Source organism: Mesorhizobium sp. P2_C4, from assembly GCF_056404575.1.
On record NZ_JBFUDT010000006.1, the window covers coordinates 234,295 to 249,934 of the forward strand.

12 protein-coding genes are annotated in these 15,640 nt (G+C 63.3%); 9 read left to right on the forward strand and 3 right to left on the reverse strand.

The annotated features are described in order from the left end of the window. Window position 1: 1 nt before the first annotated feature. The 3 genes from AC1DX6_RS23075 to AC1DX6_RS23085 all read left to right on the forward strand — a co-directional run bounded on the left by AC1DX6_RS23075 (window position 2) and on the right by AC1DX6_RS23085 (window position 2,908). Window positions 2-823 (forward strand): ABC transporter ATP-binding protein, encoded by an 822-nt coding sequence (locus tag AC1DX6_RS23075; protein ID WP_477317588.1) that lies wholly within the window; start codon window positions 2-4, stop codon window positions 821-823. A 14-nt stretch (window positions 824-837) separates the two neighbouring features. Continuing rightward, entirely contained in the window at window positions 838-2,211 is a 1,374-nt protein-coding gene (locus tag AC1DX6_RS23080) for an MlaD family protein (protein WP_477317590.1), read from the forward strand. A gap of 106 nt (window positions 2,212-2,317) precedes the next feature. Beyond that, window positions 2,318-2,908 (forward strand): ABC-type transport auxiliary lipoprotein family protein, encoded by a 591-nt coding sequence (locus AC1DX6_RS23085; protein ID WP_477317592.1) that lies wholly within the window; start codon window positions 2,318-2,320, stop codon window positions 2,906-2,908. A 368-nt stretch (window positions 2,909-3,276) separates the two neighbouring features. Here AC1DX6_RS23085 and AC1DX6_RS23090 read toward each other — a convergent pair whose 3' ends face one another. Beyond that, on the reverse strand, window positions 3,277-9,243 hold the full coding sequence (locus AC1DX6_RS23090; RefSeq protein ID WP_477317594.1) for a kinesin: 5,967 nt from the start codon (window positions 9,241-9,243) through the stop codon (window positions 3,277-3,279). Window positions 9,244-9,561: 318 nt separating this feature from the next. On the opposite strand from AC1DX6_RS23090, the gene AC1DX6_RS23095 reads away from it, so the two are divergent. From AC1DX6_RS23095 to AC1DX6_RS23105, 3 genes are all read left to right on the forward strand, one after another. Continuing rightward, window positions 9,562-9,900, forward strand: coding sequence for an Hpt domain-containing protein (locus AC1DX6_RS23095; RefSeq protein WP_477317749.1), 339 nt, complete (start codon window positions 9,562-9,564; stop codon window positions 9,898-9,900). A gap of 102 nt (window positions 9,901-10,002) precedes the next feature. Further along, window positions 10,003-10,323 carry a 2Fe-2S iron-sulfur cluster-binding protein gene (locus AC1DX6_RS23100; RefSeq protein WP_477243009.1) on the forward strand — a complete coding sequence of 107 codons (321 nt, stop codon included), beginning with the start codon at window positions 10,003-10,005 and terminating at the stop codon, window positions 10,321-10,323. A gap of 81 nt (window positions 10,324-10,404) precedes the next feature. Further along, window positions 10,405-11,433, forward strand: coding sequence for an NAD(P)/FAD-dependent oxidoreductase (locus tag AC1DX6_RS23105; protein WP_477317596.1), 1,029 nt, complete (start codon window positions 10,405-10,407; stop codon window positions 11,431-11,433). Between the two features lie 71 nt (window positions 11,434-11,504). On the opposite strand, the gene AC1DX6_RS23110 is transcribed toward AC1DX6_RS23105, so the two are convergent. Beyond that, window positions 11,505-12,986 (reverse strand): MDR family MFS transporter, encoded by a 1,482-nt coding sequence (locus tag AC1DX6_RS23110; protein WP_477317751.1) that lies wholly within the window; start codon window positions 12,984-12,986, stop codon window positions 11,505-11,507. Window positions 12,987-13,222: 236 nt separating this feature from the next. Next, window positions 13,223-13,843, reverse strand: coding sequence for a DUF922 domain-containing Zn-dependent protease (locus AC1DX6_RS23115; RefSeq protein WP_477317598.1), 621 nt, complete (start codon window positions 13,841-13,843; stop codon window positions 13,223-13,225). Window positions 13,844-13,927: 84 nt separating this feature from the next. Between AC1DX6_RS23115 and folP the strand changes: the two genes are divergently transcribed. Genes folP through folK form a run of 3 tightly spaced genes read left to right on the forward strand, consistent with a single transcriptional unit; the run spans window position 13,928 to window position 15,638 of the window. Further along, on the forward strand, window positions 13,928-14,779 hold the full coding sequence (gene folP / locus AC1DX6_RS23120; RefSeq protein WP_477317599.1) for a dihydropteroate synthase: 852 nt from the start codon (window positions 13,928-13,930) through the stop codon (window positions 14,777-14,779). A gap of 3 nt (window positions 14,780-14,782) precedes the next feature. Continuing rightward, window positions 14,783-15,142: a dihydroneopterin aldolase gene (folB, locus tag AC1DX6_RS23125; protein WP_477317601.1), complete on the forward strand. Its 360-nt coding sequence runs from the start codon at window positions 14,783-14,785 to the stop codon at window positions 15,140-15,142. Further along, window positions 15,126-15,638: a 2-amino-4-hydroxy-6-hydroxymethyldihydropteridine diphosphokinase gene (gene folK, locus AC1DX6_RS23130; RefSeq protein ID WP_477317603.1), complete on the forward strand. Its 513-nt coding sequence runs from the start codon at window positions 15,126-15,128 to the stop codon at window positions 15,636-15,638. Before folB ends, folK begins: the two co-directional genes overlap by 17 nt. Window positions 15,639-15,640: the final 2 nt, after the last annotated feature.

Here is a 15,640-nt window from a genome sequence, read left to right on the forward strand (position 1 = left end):
CATGCTGCTGAAAAAGAGGAAAAGGGCGAGTGCACTGGTGGACGATGCCGGCGAGGGCGACATCGTGCTTTCCGCGCACGACGTCACCGTGGCCTTTGGCGACAAAATCATTCTCGACAAGCTTTCGCTCGATATCAGGCGCGGCGAGATTCTCGGCTTCGTCGGCGCCTCGGGGGCCGGCAAGTCCGTTCTTCTGCGCACCATCCTTGGCCTGACTAGCAAACAGTCAGGAACGATCAAGCTGTTTGGCACCGATGTCGAAAAAATGAGCGAGCTGGAGCGCCTGCGCATCGACATGCGCCTTGGCGTGCTTTTCCAGCATGGCGCGTTGTTTTCCGCGCTGACGGTACTCGAGAACGTTCAGGTGCCGATGCGCGAATATCTCGATTTGCCGAGAAAACTGATGGATGAGCTGGCGATGCTCAAGGTCGAACTGGTCGGGCTGCCGCCGGACGCGGCGCAGAAATTCCCCTCCGAGCTTTCCGGCGGCATGATCAAACGTGCCGCCCTGGCTCGCGCCCTGGCACTCGATCCGGACATCGTCTTCCTCGACGAGCCGACCTCCGGTCTCGATCCGATCAGCGCGGCGGAGTTCGACGAACTGGTGGTCAAACTGCGCGATACGATGGACCTGACCGTCTACATGGTCACGCACGATCTCGACACGCTGTTCACCGCTTGCGACCACGTGGCGGTGCTCGGCAACAAGAAAGTGCTGGTTGAAGGCACGATAGACGACATGCTGAAGAGCGAGGAACCGTGGGTTAAATCCTATTTCCGCGGAAAACGCGCCCGGCAACTTGATCTTGCCGCGCGCGCATAGCCATAAGTGAAGCAATGGAAACCCGAGCCAACTACGTCATTGTCGGCATCTTCACCCTGGCTGCGATTCTGGCGGCCTTCGCCTTCGTCTATTGGACCGCCCAGATCGGCGATCGGGGCGAGACGGCGGAGTTGCGCGTGCGCATTCAGGGATCGGCTTCCGGCCTCGGCCCCGGCAGTCTGGTGCTGTTCAACGGCGTCAAGGTCGGCGTGGTCAAGCGCGTCTTTTTCGACCGTAACGATCCGAATGCCGCCATCGCCACCACCGAGATCGACAAGACAACGCCGCTTACCAAATCGACGCAGGCCGATATCGGCATCGCCAGCCTTGCCGGCCAGGTCAACATTGAACTGAAGGGCGCCGATCCCAAGGAGCCGAACCTGCTTGAAGAGGCGGAAAAGGAAGGCAGGATCGCCGAGATCGTCGCCAACCCCTCGGCCGTCAACAATCTCCTGCAGACGGCGCAGAACATCTTCACCCGTGCCGACAAGGTGCTTTCCGATCTCGAAGGTTTCACCAAGGATGTGCGCGGGCCGCTGACCGAGACCGTCAAGAACGCCCAGACATTCTCGGATGCTTTGGCCAAGAATGCCGACGGCATTGACAAGTTCCTGTCGAGCGTCAGCGCGTTGGCCGACGAACTGAAGGGGGTTTCCGGCAAGCTCGACGGCACGCTGAAGGCCGCCGAAAGCCTGCTCAATGCCGTCGACAAGGACCAGATCAAGAGCATCGTCGCCAATGTGAACACCGTAACCGCCAATCTGAAGGAGACCAGCGGGCAGCTCGACGGCGTGATCAAGAACGTTGATACCGCCGTAGGCTCGGTCAATGATTTCGCCAAGCAGACGCAAGGCACACTGGCCAAGGTCGACGGCGTGCTGGACGGCATCGATCCGGCGCAGGTGCGCACGGCGCTGGCCAACATCCAGAAAGCCAGCGAAAGCGCCGACAAGGCCGCCGCCGACATCGCCAAGGTGACCGGCAAGTTCGCCGACCGGGCCGACGATATCGACGAGACGATCAAGGACGCCAAGCAGCTGGCGCAGCGCCTCAACGATGCCTCGGTGCGCGTCGATGGCATTCTTGCCAGGGTCGACACGCTGTTGGGCTCCGGCCAGGCGGATGGCGTGATGGCCGACGCCAGGGACACGCTGAAGTCGTTCAAGCAGGTCGCCGACACGCTGAACGCCCGCCTCGGCGTCATCACCGACAATCTGGCGCGGTTCTCCGGCCAGGGGCTCTCGAATGTCGAGGCGCTGGTCCAGGACAGCCGTCGTTCGATCAGCCGCATCGAAGAGGCGGTAACCGACCTCAGCCGCAATCCGCAGCGGATCCTGTCCGGTGGCGACGGTGAGGTTCGGCAATATGACGGCAGGGTGCGGCGTTGACATCGGCTCCCGCCCGCCGCAAGAAAGTTGGACAGATGTGCAGCCGCACTGAGTTGCTGCCACGGTCCGGGGACGGGGATCGCGTGTGAAGCCGAGCGGGTTCAAGTTGGGTGGGGTCAAACCGGCTGTGGCGTTGCTTGCGCTGGCGCTTGCCGGCTGCGCGGCGCTGCCCGGCGGCGGGCCGGCGCCTCTGGACACGTTCGAGCTTTCGGCACCGTCGCTCGATGAGCGCGGCCACAGCCGTCGCCAGATCCTCATCGCCCAACCGTCTGCGCTCAAGGCGCTGGACAGCCAGAACATCGTCATCAAGCCCTCCGATCGCTCGATCCAGTATCTCAAGGGCGCGCAATGGGCCGATCGGCTGCCGCTGATCGTGCAGGCGCGGTTGGCCGAGACGTTTCAGCGATCGGGCAGCTTTGCCGGCGTCGGCAAGCCCGGCGAGGGGCTGGCCATCGACTATCAGGTGATCGTCGAGATCCGTTCCTTCGAGGTCCGCGTCGACGGTGGCGATCACGCCGAGGTTGACCTGTTCGTGCGCATACTGAACGACCGCAACGGCGAGGTCCGCGCCTCGAAGAGTTTTACCGCCACCGCGCCTGTCTCGGGCAGCGGCAACCCGGCCTATGTCGCCGCGCTCGACAGCGCCTTCGGCGACGCGGCCAAGCAGATCGTCCGCTGGACGGATTCGCTGATCTGAACCGATCGAGGCTTCAAAGCGATCGCGCGTCGGATTGAAACACCCCACAGAACGCACCGATCAAAGATCGTCAGTTTACGCTGCCCCTCATTGCCCTGCCGGGCATTTCTCCCCGTATAGTGACGGGGAGAAAGACGCTGTCGCCAATGATTTCGCCAATCACCAGCCTTGCAGAATGGGCGGCGAGTTTCGATGCCATCTCCCTTCTCCCCGTCACTATACGGGGAGAAGGTGCCGGCAGGCGGATGAGGGGCAGCGCGGACCTGCCATGATCTTTTCCGGCAGCGGATTAGAGGAGCGGACAATCGCCTGGCGTGAACAAAAAAGGCGGGCCGAGGCCCGCCTTTTTGTTTCCGTCTATCGCCAGATCAATGCAACCGGCCGCTGGCATGCGCCAGCATGGTGTAGACCTTGCCGGTGTCCGAAGTCAGGTAGGTCTGCGCCATGATGTTGTCGCGGTCGTTGCGCGACACGTCCTTGAGCAGCTTCTCGAAATCGTCGCAGTAGCGGTCGACGGCGGCGCGGAACTCGGCCTCCGACTGATACTTGCGGCGAATTTCATCAAACGTCTGCTGGCCCTTCAGCGTGTAGAGGCGCCGCGTGAACACGTCACGCTCGCCGCGCCGGTAGCGGTTCCACAGCTCGATCGAGGCATCGTGATCGATGGCCCGTGCAATATCGACGGACAGCGAGTTGAGCGACTCCATGACGTGCAGCGGCGAGCGCTGGGCGGGAGCCGAGCGTGGTGCTTCCGCCGGTGCGGCGGGCCGGGCGTCTTCCTCGCGCGAAGCCCCGGTCAGGAGATCGCGCACCCAGCCGCCTTGCGGCGTACGGGCACTTTGATCGCGCTGGCGCTGGGCCGTCTCGGTCGGGCGCTCGAGGTCGAGCGTGCCGCGCAGTGCTGAGCCGCCCAACGGTGCCTGAGGCGCCGGACGCTCCGCCTGCGGCTGCTGCGGCGGCGCCGGAGGACGGCGCTGCGGTTCGGCGGGGCGCTGAACAGGCGCTTGCGGCGCCGGACGCAGGTTGCGCTGCTCGGAATTGTCGTTTCCGCGGCCCGATTTCGCAACGATATCCGAAAGTTCCTTCAGCGCGTTGATCTGCTCGGCGACGGCGCGACGGATGGCTGAGGTCGATTCCTTGGCCTCTTCCGGCATCTCGATGACGCCCTTCTTGAGTTCGGCGCGGGTAAGGTCGAGTTCGCTCTTGATCGAGCCGGCCGTGCGCCGGATCTCCTCGGTGGCCTGGGCGAAGCGCGTTGTCGCCGAATCGACGACCTCGGAAATAGCGGTGCGAATCTTCTCCGCCGATTCCATGGTTCTGCCTTCGGCGTTCTGCATCGTCTGGCCGACCAGGCTCTCGAACGAACGCATGACCTTTTCGAGATCCTCCGACTTCTTGACCAGGCCGACGGCGAGGTCCTCAAGCGACGACTGCCGCTCGAGCGTATGTTCGAGGTTGCTCTGCGCCGAGCTCAACAGGTCCGAAGCGCTGGACAGCAAGCGGCTGTGCTCGTCGAACTTGGTGGCGATCGAGGCGACCTCGCGCAAGGTGGCTGACGACAGTTCGGTAAGCCGTGTCGTGTTCGAATCGACCAGGCGTGCCGAGCTGGCAAAAGTCTGCGCGGCCTTTTCGGTCGTCGCGGCAAAGCTCTGTGTGCTGCCGCTCAGCCGTTCGTCGACCTGGCCCAGATTGACCGCGGCCTGCTCGATCAGCTGACCGAGCTGCGAGCTGGAGGTGGACATGCGGCCGATGAGATCGGCGACACTGTCAGAGAGCGACGAGCGCGCGCCTTCGACAGCCGACAAGGTTTCGGCCGTCCGGCTGGCGAGCGCGTTGACGAGGGCGGCGTTTTCGCTGCGCAGCCTCTCGGTCGCACGTTCGGTGACCTCTTCCATGCTCTTTTGCAGTTCCGAGCTGCCCTGGGCAAAACGTTCGACCAGCGGCCGAGCCGTTTCGTCGAGGATTCTTGCCATCTCGGCGGAACGCGACGCGAGCATTGTGTTGAGTTCGCGGGTGTTGGCGCCGATGGTCTTGGCGGCATCGTTGGTGCTCTGGCCGATATGCTGTCCGACCGCGGTGAAGGTTTCCGCGATCACATTGGCGCGCGAAACCAGCTGAGCCTCGGCGCCCGAAACCTGCTCGTTGAGCCTCTGGCCCATCGTCTCGGTGGTGTAGGCGAGGCGGTTTTCGACGCTGGCGATCTGCTCCTCGACACGGGCGGCCGCAGCAGCGGCGCTCGAGGCAAGGCGCTCATCGGCGCCGGCCAGCGCCTGTTCGATCTCGCGGGCGTGGACGGCCAGTTCCTGACCGGTCTGGCGTGCACGGTCGGCAACTCTCTGCTCGGTGCTGGCAAAGGCGCCGACAATGGTCTCGGCATGCCCACCGATCGCGCTGCTGCTGTCAGCGATGCGCGACACCAGGCGCTGGTCCGCATCGTCGAAGATGCGGGCGATTTCGGATGCACGCGACGACAGCGCTTCCGAACCTTCGGCGATGCGCGAGAGCAGGTGCTGGTCGGCGGCATCGAAGATGCGGCCGAGATCCGACGCGCGTGACGCCAGCGCCTCGGCCGATTCGCCGATGCGCATGCTCAGCCGCTGGTCGGCGCCTTCGAAATTGCGCAGGATGTCACCGGCGCGTGCGGCCAGCGACTGCGCCGTCTCGACGGCACGGGCAACCAGCTTCTGGTCGGCCACATCGAATGTGCCGGCGATCTCGCTGGCACGGGCGGCCAACTGCTCGGCAGTCGCCTCGGCGCGAGCCAGCAACGTGTTGTGCGTGTCGTCATGCCGGGCAAGCAGCGCGCTCGACGTGTCTTCTGCACGTGCATGCAGGCGGCGATCCGCCTCCTCGAAGGTGCGGGCGATGTCCTCGGCCCTGGCGAGCAGGGCGCTCGAGGTCTGTTCGGCGCGCTCGGCGATCTTGCGGTCGGCGTCGCTGAAGGCCGCACCCGCCTGCTCATGCAGCGCGCTGGTGACTTCCATGACCTTCTCGCGCAAGGCGCCGGCGACGAAGACGGCGCTTTTCTCAAGCACGCTGCGGACATTGTCGACACCCACCGACAGCGCGCGCTCCATGGTTCCGGCGCGCTCCTCGATGATGCCGGTCTGCCGGCTGAATGCCTGCTCGATCTTCTCGACATCCGCGGCGATTGCAGCGGAAATATCGGTGCTTCTGGAAGCAATCTGGTCGATATGGCCGGACAGGGAAAGGTCGACGTCCTTGCGCGTATCGGCCAGTTTGCCGAGATCTTCTTCCAGGGCACGGGTCAGCATGTTGCGGCCTTCGGCCAGCTTGCCGACATGTCCGGCGATGATGTCGTCGACCTCGCTGCGGCTCGCCGCAAGCTTCTGCATATCGGCCTCGAGCGCGCGCCTGAGGATGTCGCGGCCCTCGGCCAGCTTCTCGACCTGGCCGGCGACCAGCCCGTCGATGCTGGAACGGCTCTCCGCCAGTTTGGCGAGATCGTCCTCGAGCGCCTTCGACAGTGTCGAACGATCCTGGACGAGCCTTTCGCTGTGGCCTTGGAGGAGGCCGTTGACGTTTTCCAGATCGGCTTCCAGCACCCGTGCGAACTCAGAACGGTTTTCGGTCAGCTTCTGCGACTGGTCGGCGATGGTGCCCTTGATCATGTTCAGATCGGCTTCCAGCGCACGCCTGAGAATGTCGCGGCCCTCGGCCAGCTTTTCGACCTGGCCAGCGACCAGCCCGTCGATGCTCGACCGGCTTTCCGCCAGCTTGGCAAGATCGTCTTCGAGCGCCTTCGACAGGGTCGAGCGATCCTGAGCAAGCCTGTTCATATGGTCGGAGACAATGCCGTTCACGCCCTGCAGGTCGGTTTCCAGCGCGCGTGAAAGCTGGCTGCGATCCTCGGCCAGCTTTTCGGACTGGCTGGCGAGGGTGCTCTTGATCGTATTCAGATCGGCTTCGAGCGCGCGCTTGAGGATGTCGCGGCCCTCGGCCAGCTTCTCGACCTGTCCGGCGACCAGCCCGTCGATGCTCGACCGGCCTTCCGCCAGCTTGGCAAGGTCGGCTTCGAGCGTCTGCGACAGCAGGCTGCGATCGTCGGCGAGCCTGGTCGAATGACCTTCGATCAGATTGCGTATGCCCGACAGATCGCTCTCCAGCGCTCTGCTGAGTTCGGTCCGGTCTTCGGCCAGTTTCGCCGAATGATTCTCGATCACGCCCTTGATGCCGATAATGTCGCTTTCCAGCGCCTTGGTCAGAATGGCGCGGCCTTCGGCGATCTTCTCGACCTGGCTCGCGACCAGACCGTCGACACTGGCGCGGCTGTCGGCCAGCTTGCCGAGATCGGCCTCGAGCGCGCGCGAAAGAATGTTGCGGCCTTCGGCAAGCTTGCCGACATGGCCGGAAACCATTTCGTCAATGATCGTACGGGCTTGCACCAGTTTTCCGGAGTCTTCATTCAAGGCCTGGGACAGCCGGTTGCGGCCGTCTTCAAGCCGCTCGAGATGGCTGCCGAGCGAAGCGTCGATGGCGGCGCGCGACTCGTTGACCTTGCGCAGATCCTCTTCGAGAGCGCGCGAGATCAGGTTGCGGCCTTCGGCCAGCTTCTGAACCTGGTTGGTTACGGCTGCGTCGATGCCGGCGCGGCCTTCGGCGAACTTCGCCAGATCGGCCTCCATTGCCACCGCCATGCGGTCCCGGCTTTCGGAAAGCTTGCGGCTGTGGTTTTCGACCGCTTCCTCGATGCCGACGCGGGCATCGGCAAGCCGCTGGATATCGGTGTCGAAGGAACGCGACACGACATGACGGGCCGCTTCCATGCGGCCGGCGAAATCGCTGGCACGGGCTTCGAGCATCGACGAGGTCGACGAGACGATGTCGGCCATGTCGGCGCCGATCTGGGTCTTGCCCTGATCGATCATCGCCGACAGCGTGTCCTTGCTCTCCGCGAAAGTGTGCGCGATTTCGCGCGCGCGCTCGACCAGTGTCTCGTTGATCTGGCGTGCGCGGGCTTCGAGAGCGGCATTAAGCTTCTGCGTGCCGGTGTCCAACGCCTCGGCGCGGGTCTGGAATTCGCTGATCAGCGCCTGACCGCGCTCGGCCAGCGTCCGTTCGATGCCGTTGAGGCTGGCTTCGAATTCGGAATTGAGCGTGCGCGCGGCACCGCCGAGCAGCGACACCATGCCGGTGGTGCGGTCGTCGAGCAGATCGGTCAGCGACCGGGTGAGACCGTCGGTCGTGTCCGTCAGCTTGGCAATGCGCGTATCGAGAAGGCTGGCGAAGGCTTCGCCGGAGGTCGAAAGCCGGTCGGTGATCGAATCGAGCCGGCCTTCGACGGAATCGAAGATCGACATCGAGCTTTCGTTGATCCTGTCGATCAGCGTGTCGCCGGAATTGGTGATCGTCATCGACAATTTGGTCGATGCGTTGAGGATCGAGTCGCGAATGATGTCGCTGGCAGCTCCGATTTCATCCTTCAGCGTCTCATGGGCGCCGGTGATCGACGCGCGCACCCGCTCGGCGTGGGTGACAACGGCTTCGCGCTCGCTGCCGAGCCCGTCGACGAGCGAACGGATGCGGGATTCGTTCTCCGAATAGGAGCGTTCGATCTGGTTGACTTCGCTGTGGACCAGGGTTTCGAGCTCGACGGCACGCGCCAGCGTGCGTTCGATGCCTTCACCCATGGCCGCCACCTCGCGGCGAACAGCCTGCCCGACCATCATGACACGATCCTGAGCGAGGTTTTCCGGCTCGGCCAGGCGGAAGGCCACTTCGGTCATCGACTGGGCGGCAATGCGCATTTCCTGCGCGCGCCGGATCATCGCCGCGAATGCCCAGAACAGGATGATGGGGACGATCGCCGCGACCGCCAGCCCGATCAGCTCGGGGCGGGCGAGAAACTGGTCAAGCGTGCGGATTTTCCAGATGCTGGACCCGAACAGAAGATTGGCCAGGCCGCCGGCGCCGGCAATCCAGGCCAGCGAAACGAATGCCACGACCCAGTAGATCGTGTTCGAGGCGCGGCGATTGAGGGTATGCAGAAGCGACTTGTAGTCTTTTTGACGGTCGTCATTGGCTGGTGCGAAACCGGCCGGCTGCGAGCTGTTGCGGGTTTCCACAGGGCGCAATTCGGCCGGCTTGGCTGCAGGTTTTGCGATCTGGCTCTGATTGGGGGCAGCGGCGGGTTGCGGGCTGCGGCCTTCGCGCGCCAGTTCGTCCGCGGCTTGCGATATCTGCGCTTCCAGATCTTCCATCGAAGCGGCGATGTCGAGGTCGCCGGTGTCTCCGCTCAGATCGAGATCAAGTGCCTTTTCGAGTTCCCTGGCTACGTCGCTGTCGAGAGTTCTTGTCGTTGGTTTCTTCGCCATGCCTTCGCTACCCTGTACTAGCTGCCGCGGGACTTATGATTCTGGTTGTCTTATCCCATGCAGGAGGCTGAAAATGGACCCCTCGTATCGTAATGACACACAGGGGTAAAGAAAACCTGCATTCCGCGAGATACGTAAAACTTTAAATATAAGGTTAACAAGAACGTGATTTCGCGGCCTCTACGGCAACAATTTTCCGGGCCATTCATTAACGCGATAGCTACGGAAATCGCCTAGGTTTTCGAGCGATCGATGGTTTGGGCGATCGAGACAGGGAGTTTCAAATTGGTACGCGGCGAAAGCGGCATTGCCTTTTCAATGCCCGGCGGCGATGTGTCGGGAACGGGTCGCTCGCGGCCGGTCGACCTGACCCATCTTGCACGTCAGACGATGGGTGACCGGGGCCTCGAGCAGGAAGTGCTGGCGCTGTTCGTACAGCAGGCGCTTTCCGTCCGCGACAAGATAGTCGACGCCGACGTGCGGGAACGGCTGCTTCTGGCGCATGGGTTGAAAGGCTCGGCGCGAGGGGTCGGCGCCTTCGCCATTGCCGACTGCGCGACTGACATTGAACGTCAGCCCGAAGACGTCAGAACCCTCAAGCGTCTTGGCACTTTGATCGAGGAAGTGCGCGATTTCATCGCCGCCATCAGTCGCTGAAATCGGTTTTCCCTAAAAAACGTCACGCAGCGCCGCTTTCTCGCGACAGTTGACTTGTCTGCCGGAGTGATTATCTCGGCTGGAACTCCCTTCAGGTGACAAATGACCAAGCTGACCTTCATCGCCCATGACGGCACTCATTTCGACGTCGATGCCGAAAACGGCTCGACCGTCATGGAAAACGCAATCCGCCATGCGGTGCCGGGCATCGAGGCCGAATGCGGCGGCGCCTGTGCCTGCGCGACCTGCCATGTCTATGTCGACGAGGCATGGACGGCCGAGGTCGGCGAGCCGGAAGCGATGGAGGAAGACATGCTGGACTTCGCCTACGACGTCCAGCCGAACTCACGGCTGTCGTGCCAGATCAAGGTGCGCGACGCTCTCGACGGCCTGCTTGTACGCGTGCCCGCCCGCCAGGGCTGAGCCGGCTTTTTTTCTGCTGCAGCTTGGCAGCAGGCCCATGGTCATGCAGTGTCGCGCGGTTTCCGCATCGAGGCGCATCGCATGACCGATATTATCAAGACGGACGTACTGATTGTCGGGGCAGGGCCTGTCGGCCTGTTCGCCGTGTTCGAACTCGGCCTCTTCGACATGAAGTGCCATCTGATCGATATTCTCGATCGTCCCGGCGGACAATGCGCCGAACTCTATCCGGAAAAGCCGATCTACGACATTCCCGGCTGGCCGCTGATCACGGCGCAGGGCCTGGTTGACAAGCTGCTCGAGCAGATCCACCCGTTCAAGCCCGAATTCTCCTATAACCGCATGGTCTCGAGCCTCGAAAAGCTCGAGGACGGCAGCTTTCGCGTCACCACAGACGAGAACGAGGTGTTTGAAGCCAAGGTGGTGGTGATTGCCGCTGGCGGCGGCTCGTTCCAGCCGAAGCGGCCGCCTATACCGGGCATCGAGCCCTATGAAGGCAAAAGCGTCTTCTACTCCGTCCGCCGTATGGAGGAATTCCGCGGCCACGACCTCGTCATCGTCGGCGGCGGCGATTCAGCGCTCGACTGGACGCTGAACCTGCAACCGGTGGCAAAGAGCGTGACGCTGGTGCACCGTCGCCCGGAATTCCGCGCCGCGCCTGATAGCGTCAACAAGATGTACGCCATGCAGGAGATGAAGGAACTGGATTTTCAGGTCGGCCAGGTGACCGGGCTGACCGGCGCCGACGGCCAACTCGCCTCGGCAATCATCAAGGGACCTGACGGCGATGTCGAAGTGCCTTGCACGCGCATGCTGCCGTTCTTCGGCCTGACGATGAAGCTGGGACCGATCGCCGAATGGGGGCTCAATCTCCACGAGAACCTGATCCCGGTCGATACCGAGAAATTCCAGACCTCCGTGCCCGGCATTTTTGCCGTCGGCGACATCAACTGGTATCCCGGCAAGCTGAAGCTGATCCTGTCGGGCTTCCATGAGGTGGCGCTGATGGCGCAGGCTGCCAAGCGCATCATCAGCCCCGGCGAGCGCATCGTGTTCCAGTACACGACGTCGTCGACCAGCCTGCAGAAGAAGCTCGGCGTCCACGATTGACGCCTGGAGCATGATCCCGAAAAGTGGTTCCGGTTTTCGGACAAGATCATGCTCAAACAAACAGATAGAGCTTATTCCGCCAGGATCGGGGCCGCGGTCTCGTCATTGCCGCGCAGCACTTTTTCCGGCATCAGCGCGAGCATCACCAGCGCCAGGACCAGCGTCGCTGCGGCGGCCAGAAAGATCATCACGAATGGCAGTCCCGATATGACCTGCCCGGAAGCCGGCGTGCCTTCGCCGGCAAGCAGCAGCCCATAGCCCAGGGCGACGGCGCCGAGCATGGCGACGCCGAGCGCGCTGCCCAGCGAGCGAAGGAAGGTCAGCACGCCGGTGGCGACACCGAGATGCATGCGGTCGACGGCGTTCTGGACCGAGACCGTGACCACCGGAAAGGTTGTTCCCGAGCCCAGCCCGATGCAGATGGTCAGGATTTCGACCAGCAGCAGCGAGGCATGCTCGGCGACAAGGCTGAGCGATCCCAGGCACAGTATGGCGAACGTAACCCCCACCATCGCGATCCGCTTGTAGTGGACGAAGCGCGGTATCGTGCGACCGCTGAAGGTCGCGCCGGCCACGGTGCCGAGCAGCAGCCCCAGCATGGCGATGCCCGACTGGCTGACCGACAGACCGACGATCGATTGCAGATAGACCGGCAGATAGACCGCAAGGCCGATATTGGCAGCCTGCAGCATGAACATGGAAAGCGTACCGGCGCGAACGATCGGATTGCCAAGCACTTCGAGAGAGATCAGCGGTTCGGCCGCGCGCAGCAGGCGCAGCGCGAAGGCGGCCCAGAAAACCGCCGAACAGGCGACGAGCCCAAGGATTTCGCGTGACCCCCAGGGATAGGTGCTGCCGCCCCAGTTCAGCGCCAGCAGCAGCAGCGCCGTCGCCACGACCAGAAGCACCGCGCCGAGGCCGTCGATGCTATGATGTTTTGCCGCGATCGGCAGTTTCTTCAGCGGCTTGTTGATGATCGCCATGGCCGCAAGGCCGAGCGGAATGTTGATCCAGAAAATCAGCGACCAGTGCAAATGTTCGGCAAAGGTACCGCCAAGCAGCGGCCCGGCGATGCTGGCGACAGCCCATGTGCCGGCGATCCAGGCCGCATAGCGCGCCCGCTCGCGTGGCGGCACGAGGTCGCCGATGACGGTCTGCGCCAGGGCAAACAGCCCGCCGCCGCCGGCGCCCTGGATCGCGCGGCCGATGACCAGGACCAGCATGTTGGGCGCCATGGCGCTGACCAGCGATCCCAGGAGAAAGATCAGGATCGCCGCGTAGACCGTCGGACGCCGCCCGTAGACATCGGAAATCTTGCCGTAGAGCGGCGCCACCGCGGTCGCGGTCAGGAGATAGCCGGTGACGATCCATGGCAGATATTCGGCGTGGCCGAGCGCCCGCCCGATCGTCGGCATGGCCGGCGAGATGATGGTCTGGTCAAGGGCTGCCAGAAGCATCGACAACAGCACGCCGGCGATGATGGCGTTTTTCTCGCTTTCGCTCAGCGGCGTGCCGGTTTCCACCATCGTTTGCTTGTCGACAGCCTGATCCATGCTGGGGTCGTCCATGTGCTTGCGTGCGCTTCCTAAGGCCGCTGGCCGGGCCGATGGGGTGCGTCTGCCGCTTCGATTGTTTGCATCTCGTGCTCTGGAGATCGCGCCCTCGCGACCCTGACATATATCGTCCCGTATAGGCCGATTTCGACAGGGGCTCGAAAGTTTTTCGGCGCTGGCACTACGCTTCGACGAAATTGGCTTGCCGTCGATGCTACTCTTTTGCTTGGCGAAATTCAGGCCGGTGGCAGCTGGCCGTTCTCGATGCGCTGGATGCGGTAGCGCAGCAGGCGCAGGATGCGGCTCTCGAAATTGACGCTTTCGACGCGATCGAACTGCAGCTGGGCCTGGTCATGCTTGGCAAGGATGGCAGCGGTGATGGCGGCGGCCTTTGCCTTGGCCGCTTCGCAACTCTTCTGCGGATAGGCCGCCCGCAACGCATTCTCGAGTTCACGGGCATGGTTCTTGGCGATTTCGACATGGCGTTCCTCGTGACGCTTGATGTCGGCCGACAATGTGTCCCAGAATAGCCTTACATCCGGATCGGCTTTGCGCGGACGCCGCCACTCGGGAAGGATGACCTTCACCTTGACGGTTACAAACGCGTCGGCGATCCCGCAGGATTTGGGCGTTTGCGCGTAGCTGATACGGGTGGTGAACGCCATCTGGGTGGCGCCCGGATGCCGCGTCCCGGTGCTTTTCACCTGGGGCCCGTGTTTCGACAACTGGCTCTCAATGTCCTCGAGCGTCCTGCCGCCGATGGCGAAGTAGCTATATGTCTTCACCAGTTGAGCCGCCCCCGCCGGCAAGGCGGTCAAAGCGAGCATCAGGGCGCACAGCAGGGGTCGTTTCATCATGTTGCCTCTTCAGCCACCTTGCTTTACGGCCGTTCCCGGCGCAACGGAATTGATCTCGGGCAGATCACACATGGTTGATGGACAATGACGACAAGGCGATGGCAGCTGGCGCACGGGCGCCATCTCGACCTTGGCGGCAAGGCGGTGGTCGTCGGCATCCTCAATGTCACGCCGGACAGTTTTTCCGATGGCGGTCTGTTCGCGACGCCCGATCAGGCGCTGGCCCAGGCGCGTCGCATGCTGGAGGAGGGGGCGTCCGTCATCGACGTCGGCGGCGAATCGACCCGCCCCGGTGCCTCACCGGTAACCGCCGGGGAAGAGCAGGCCCGCATCCTGCCGGTCATCGCGGCGCTCGCCGGACTGGGTGAAGCCCTGATCTCGGTCGACACCTATCGCGAGGCGACGGCCCGGCTTGCCGTCGCCGCCGGCGCGCATATCGTCAACGATGTCTGGGGCTTGCAGCGCGAACCGGGTATTGCCCGTGTCGCCGCCGAGACCGGCGCCGGGCTGGTCATCATGCACACCGGGCGCAATCGCGAGAAGCTGCCCGACGTGATCGCCGACCAGTTCCTGTTTCTCAGAAAATCATTGGAAATTGCCCGCCAGAATGGCGTCGGCGACGAGCATATCGTGCTCGACGCGGGTTTCGGCTTCGCCAAGGAGACGGCGGAGGAAAACCTCGACCTGATGGCGCGGTTTGCCGAACTCAACGTGCTCGGCTTTCCACTGATGGCCGGGACATCGCGAAAACGCTTCATCGGCAATGTCACCGGCCGCGACGCCAAGGACAGGGCCGCCGGCACGGCCGCCACCAGCGTCATTCTGAGACTGAAAGGCGCCGATCTGTTTCGCGTCCACGATGTCGCAATCAACGTGGACGCACTGGCCGTCGCCGATGCTATGCTGGCACGCGAAACAGGCCAGGCAGGACGCTGAGCGATGTATGTCATCCGCATGAAGAATTGCGCCTTCTTTGCCCGGCACGGCGTGCTGGACGAGGAGGAAAAGCTCGGCCAGCGCTTCTATGTCGATGCCGCGCTGACCGTCGACCCCGGCACAGCACTGGTCGATGATTCCATCAACGACACCGTCAACTATGGCATCGCCTTCGCGGTGATCGAAAAGATCATCACCGGGCAGCGGCGCTTTCTGATCGAGGCGTTGGCGCTGGAGGTTGCCCGGGCGCTTACGGCGCGTTTTCCGCAGATCAAAAGGGCCGAGATCACCGTGCGCAAACCGAACGCGCCGGTGCCCGGTGTGCTCGATTACGTCGAGGTGACCGTTGTCTGGCCCGAATAACACCGTCTATCTCAGCCTTGGCGGCAATCTCGGCGATCCCGAGAAGTCGATGGGTTCGGCGCTGCGCATGTTGGATGGCGATCGCGATACGCGCATCGTTGCCGTCTCCTCGCTTTACCGCACGCCGCCCTGGGGCAAGCTCGACCAGCCGGATTTCTTGAACGCGGCGGCCGAAATTTCGACGACGCTGGCGCCACGCGCGCTGCTCGATCTCTGTCTCGACGCCGAACGCCGACTGAAGCGGGTGCGCGAGGAACGCTGGGGTCCGCGCCTGATCGATATCGACATCCTGGTGTTCGGCGACCGGATCATCCACGAGACCGGGCTGGAAGTGCCGCATCCCAGGATGCTGGAACGCGCCTTTGTGCTGGCGCCGCTGGCCGAAATCGCGCCTGGCCTCGCCGTCGGCGGCCGCAGCGTCTCGGAGCGGCTGGGCGCTGTCGACATTTCGGGAATCGAGCGATTGGGGTCAGGCCGGGACTGGTGGTTGGCCTGACG

Excerpts from the sequence above, each read along its gene's own strand:
- AC1DX6_RS23075 (WP_477317588.1), top strand. The coding sequence starts at position 2 with ATGCTGCTGAAAAAGAGGAAAAGGGCGAGTGCACTGGTGGACGATGCC.
- AC1DX6_RS23080 (WP_477317590.1), top strand. The coding sequence starts at position 838 with ATGGAAACCCGAGCCAACTACGTCATTGTCGGCATCTTCACCCTGGCT.
- AC1DX6_RS23090 (WP_477317594.1), bottom strand. The coding sequence starts at position 9,243 with ATGGCGAAGAAACCAACGACAAGAACTCTCGACAGCGACGTAGCCAGG.
- AC1DX6_RS23095 (WP_477317749.1), top strand. The coding sequence starts at position 9,562 with ATGCCCGGCGGCGATGTGTCGGGAACGGGTCGCTCGCGGCCGGTCGAC.
- AC1DX6_RS23100 (WP_477243009.1), top strand. The coding sequence starts at position 10,003 with ATGACCAAGCTGACCTTCATCGCCCATGACGGCACTCATTTCGACGTC.
- AC1DX6_RS23105 (WP_477317596.1), top strand. The coding sequence starts at position 10,405 with ATGACCGATATTATCAAGACGGACGTACTGATTGTCGGGGCAGGGCCT.
- AC1DX6_RS23110 (WP_477317751.1), bottom strand. The coding sequence starts at position 12,986 with ATGGATCAGGCTGTCGACAAGCAAACGATGGTGGAAACCGGCACGCCG.
- AC1DX6_RS23115 (WP_477317598.1), bottom strand. The coding sequence starts at position 13,843 with ATGATGAAACGACCCCTGCTGTGCGCCCTGATGCTCGCTTTGACCGCC.
- folP (WP_477317599.1), top strand. The coding sequence starts at position 13,928 with ATGACGACAAGGCGATGGCAGCTGGCGCACGGGCGCCATCTCGACCTT.
- folB (WP_477317601.1), top strand. The coding sequence starts at position 14,783 with ATGTATGTCATCCGCATGAAGAATTGCGCCTTCTTTGCCCGGCACGGC.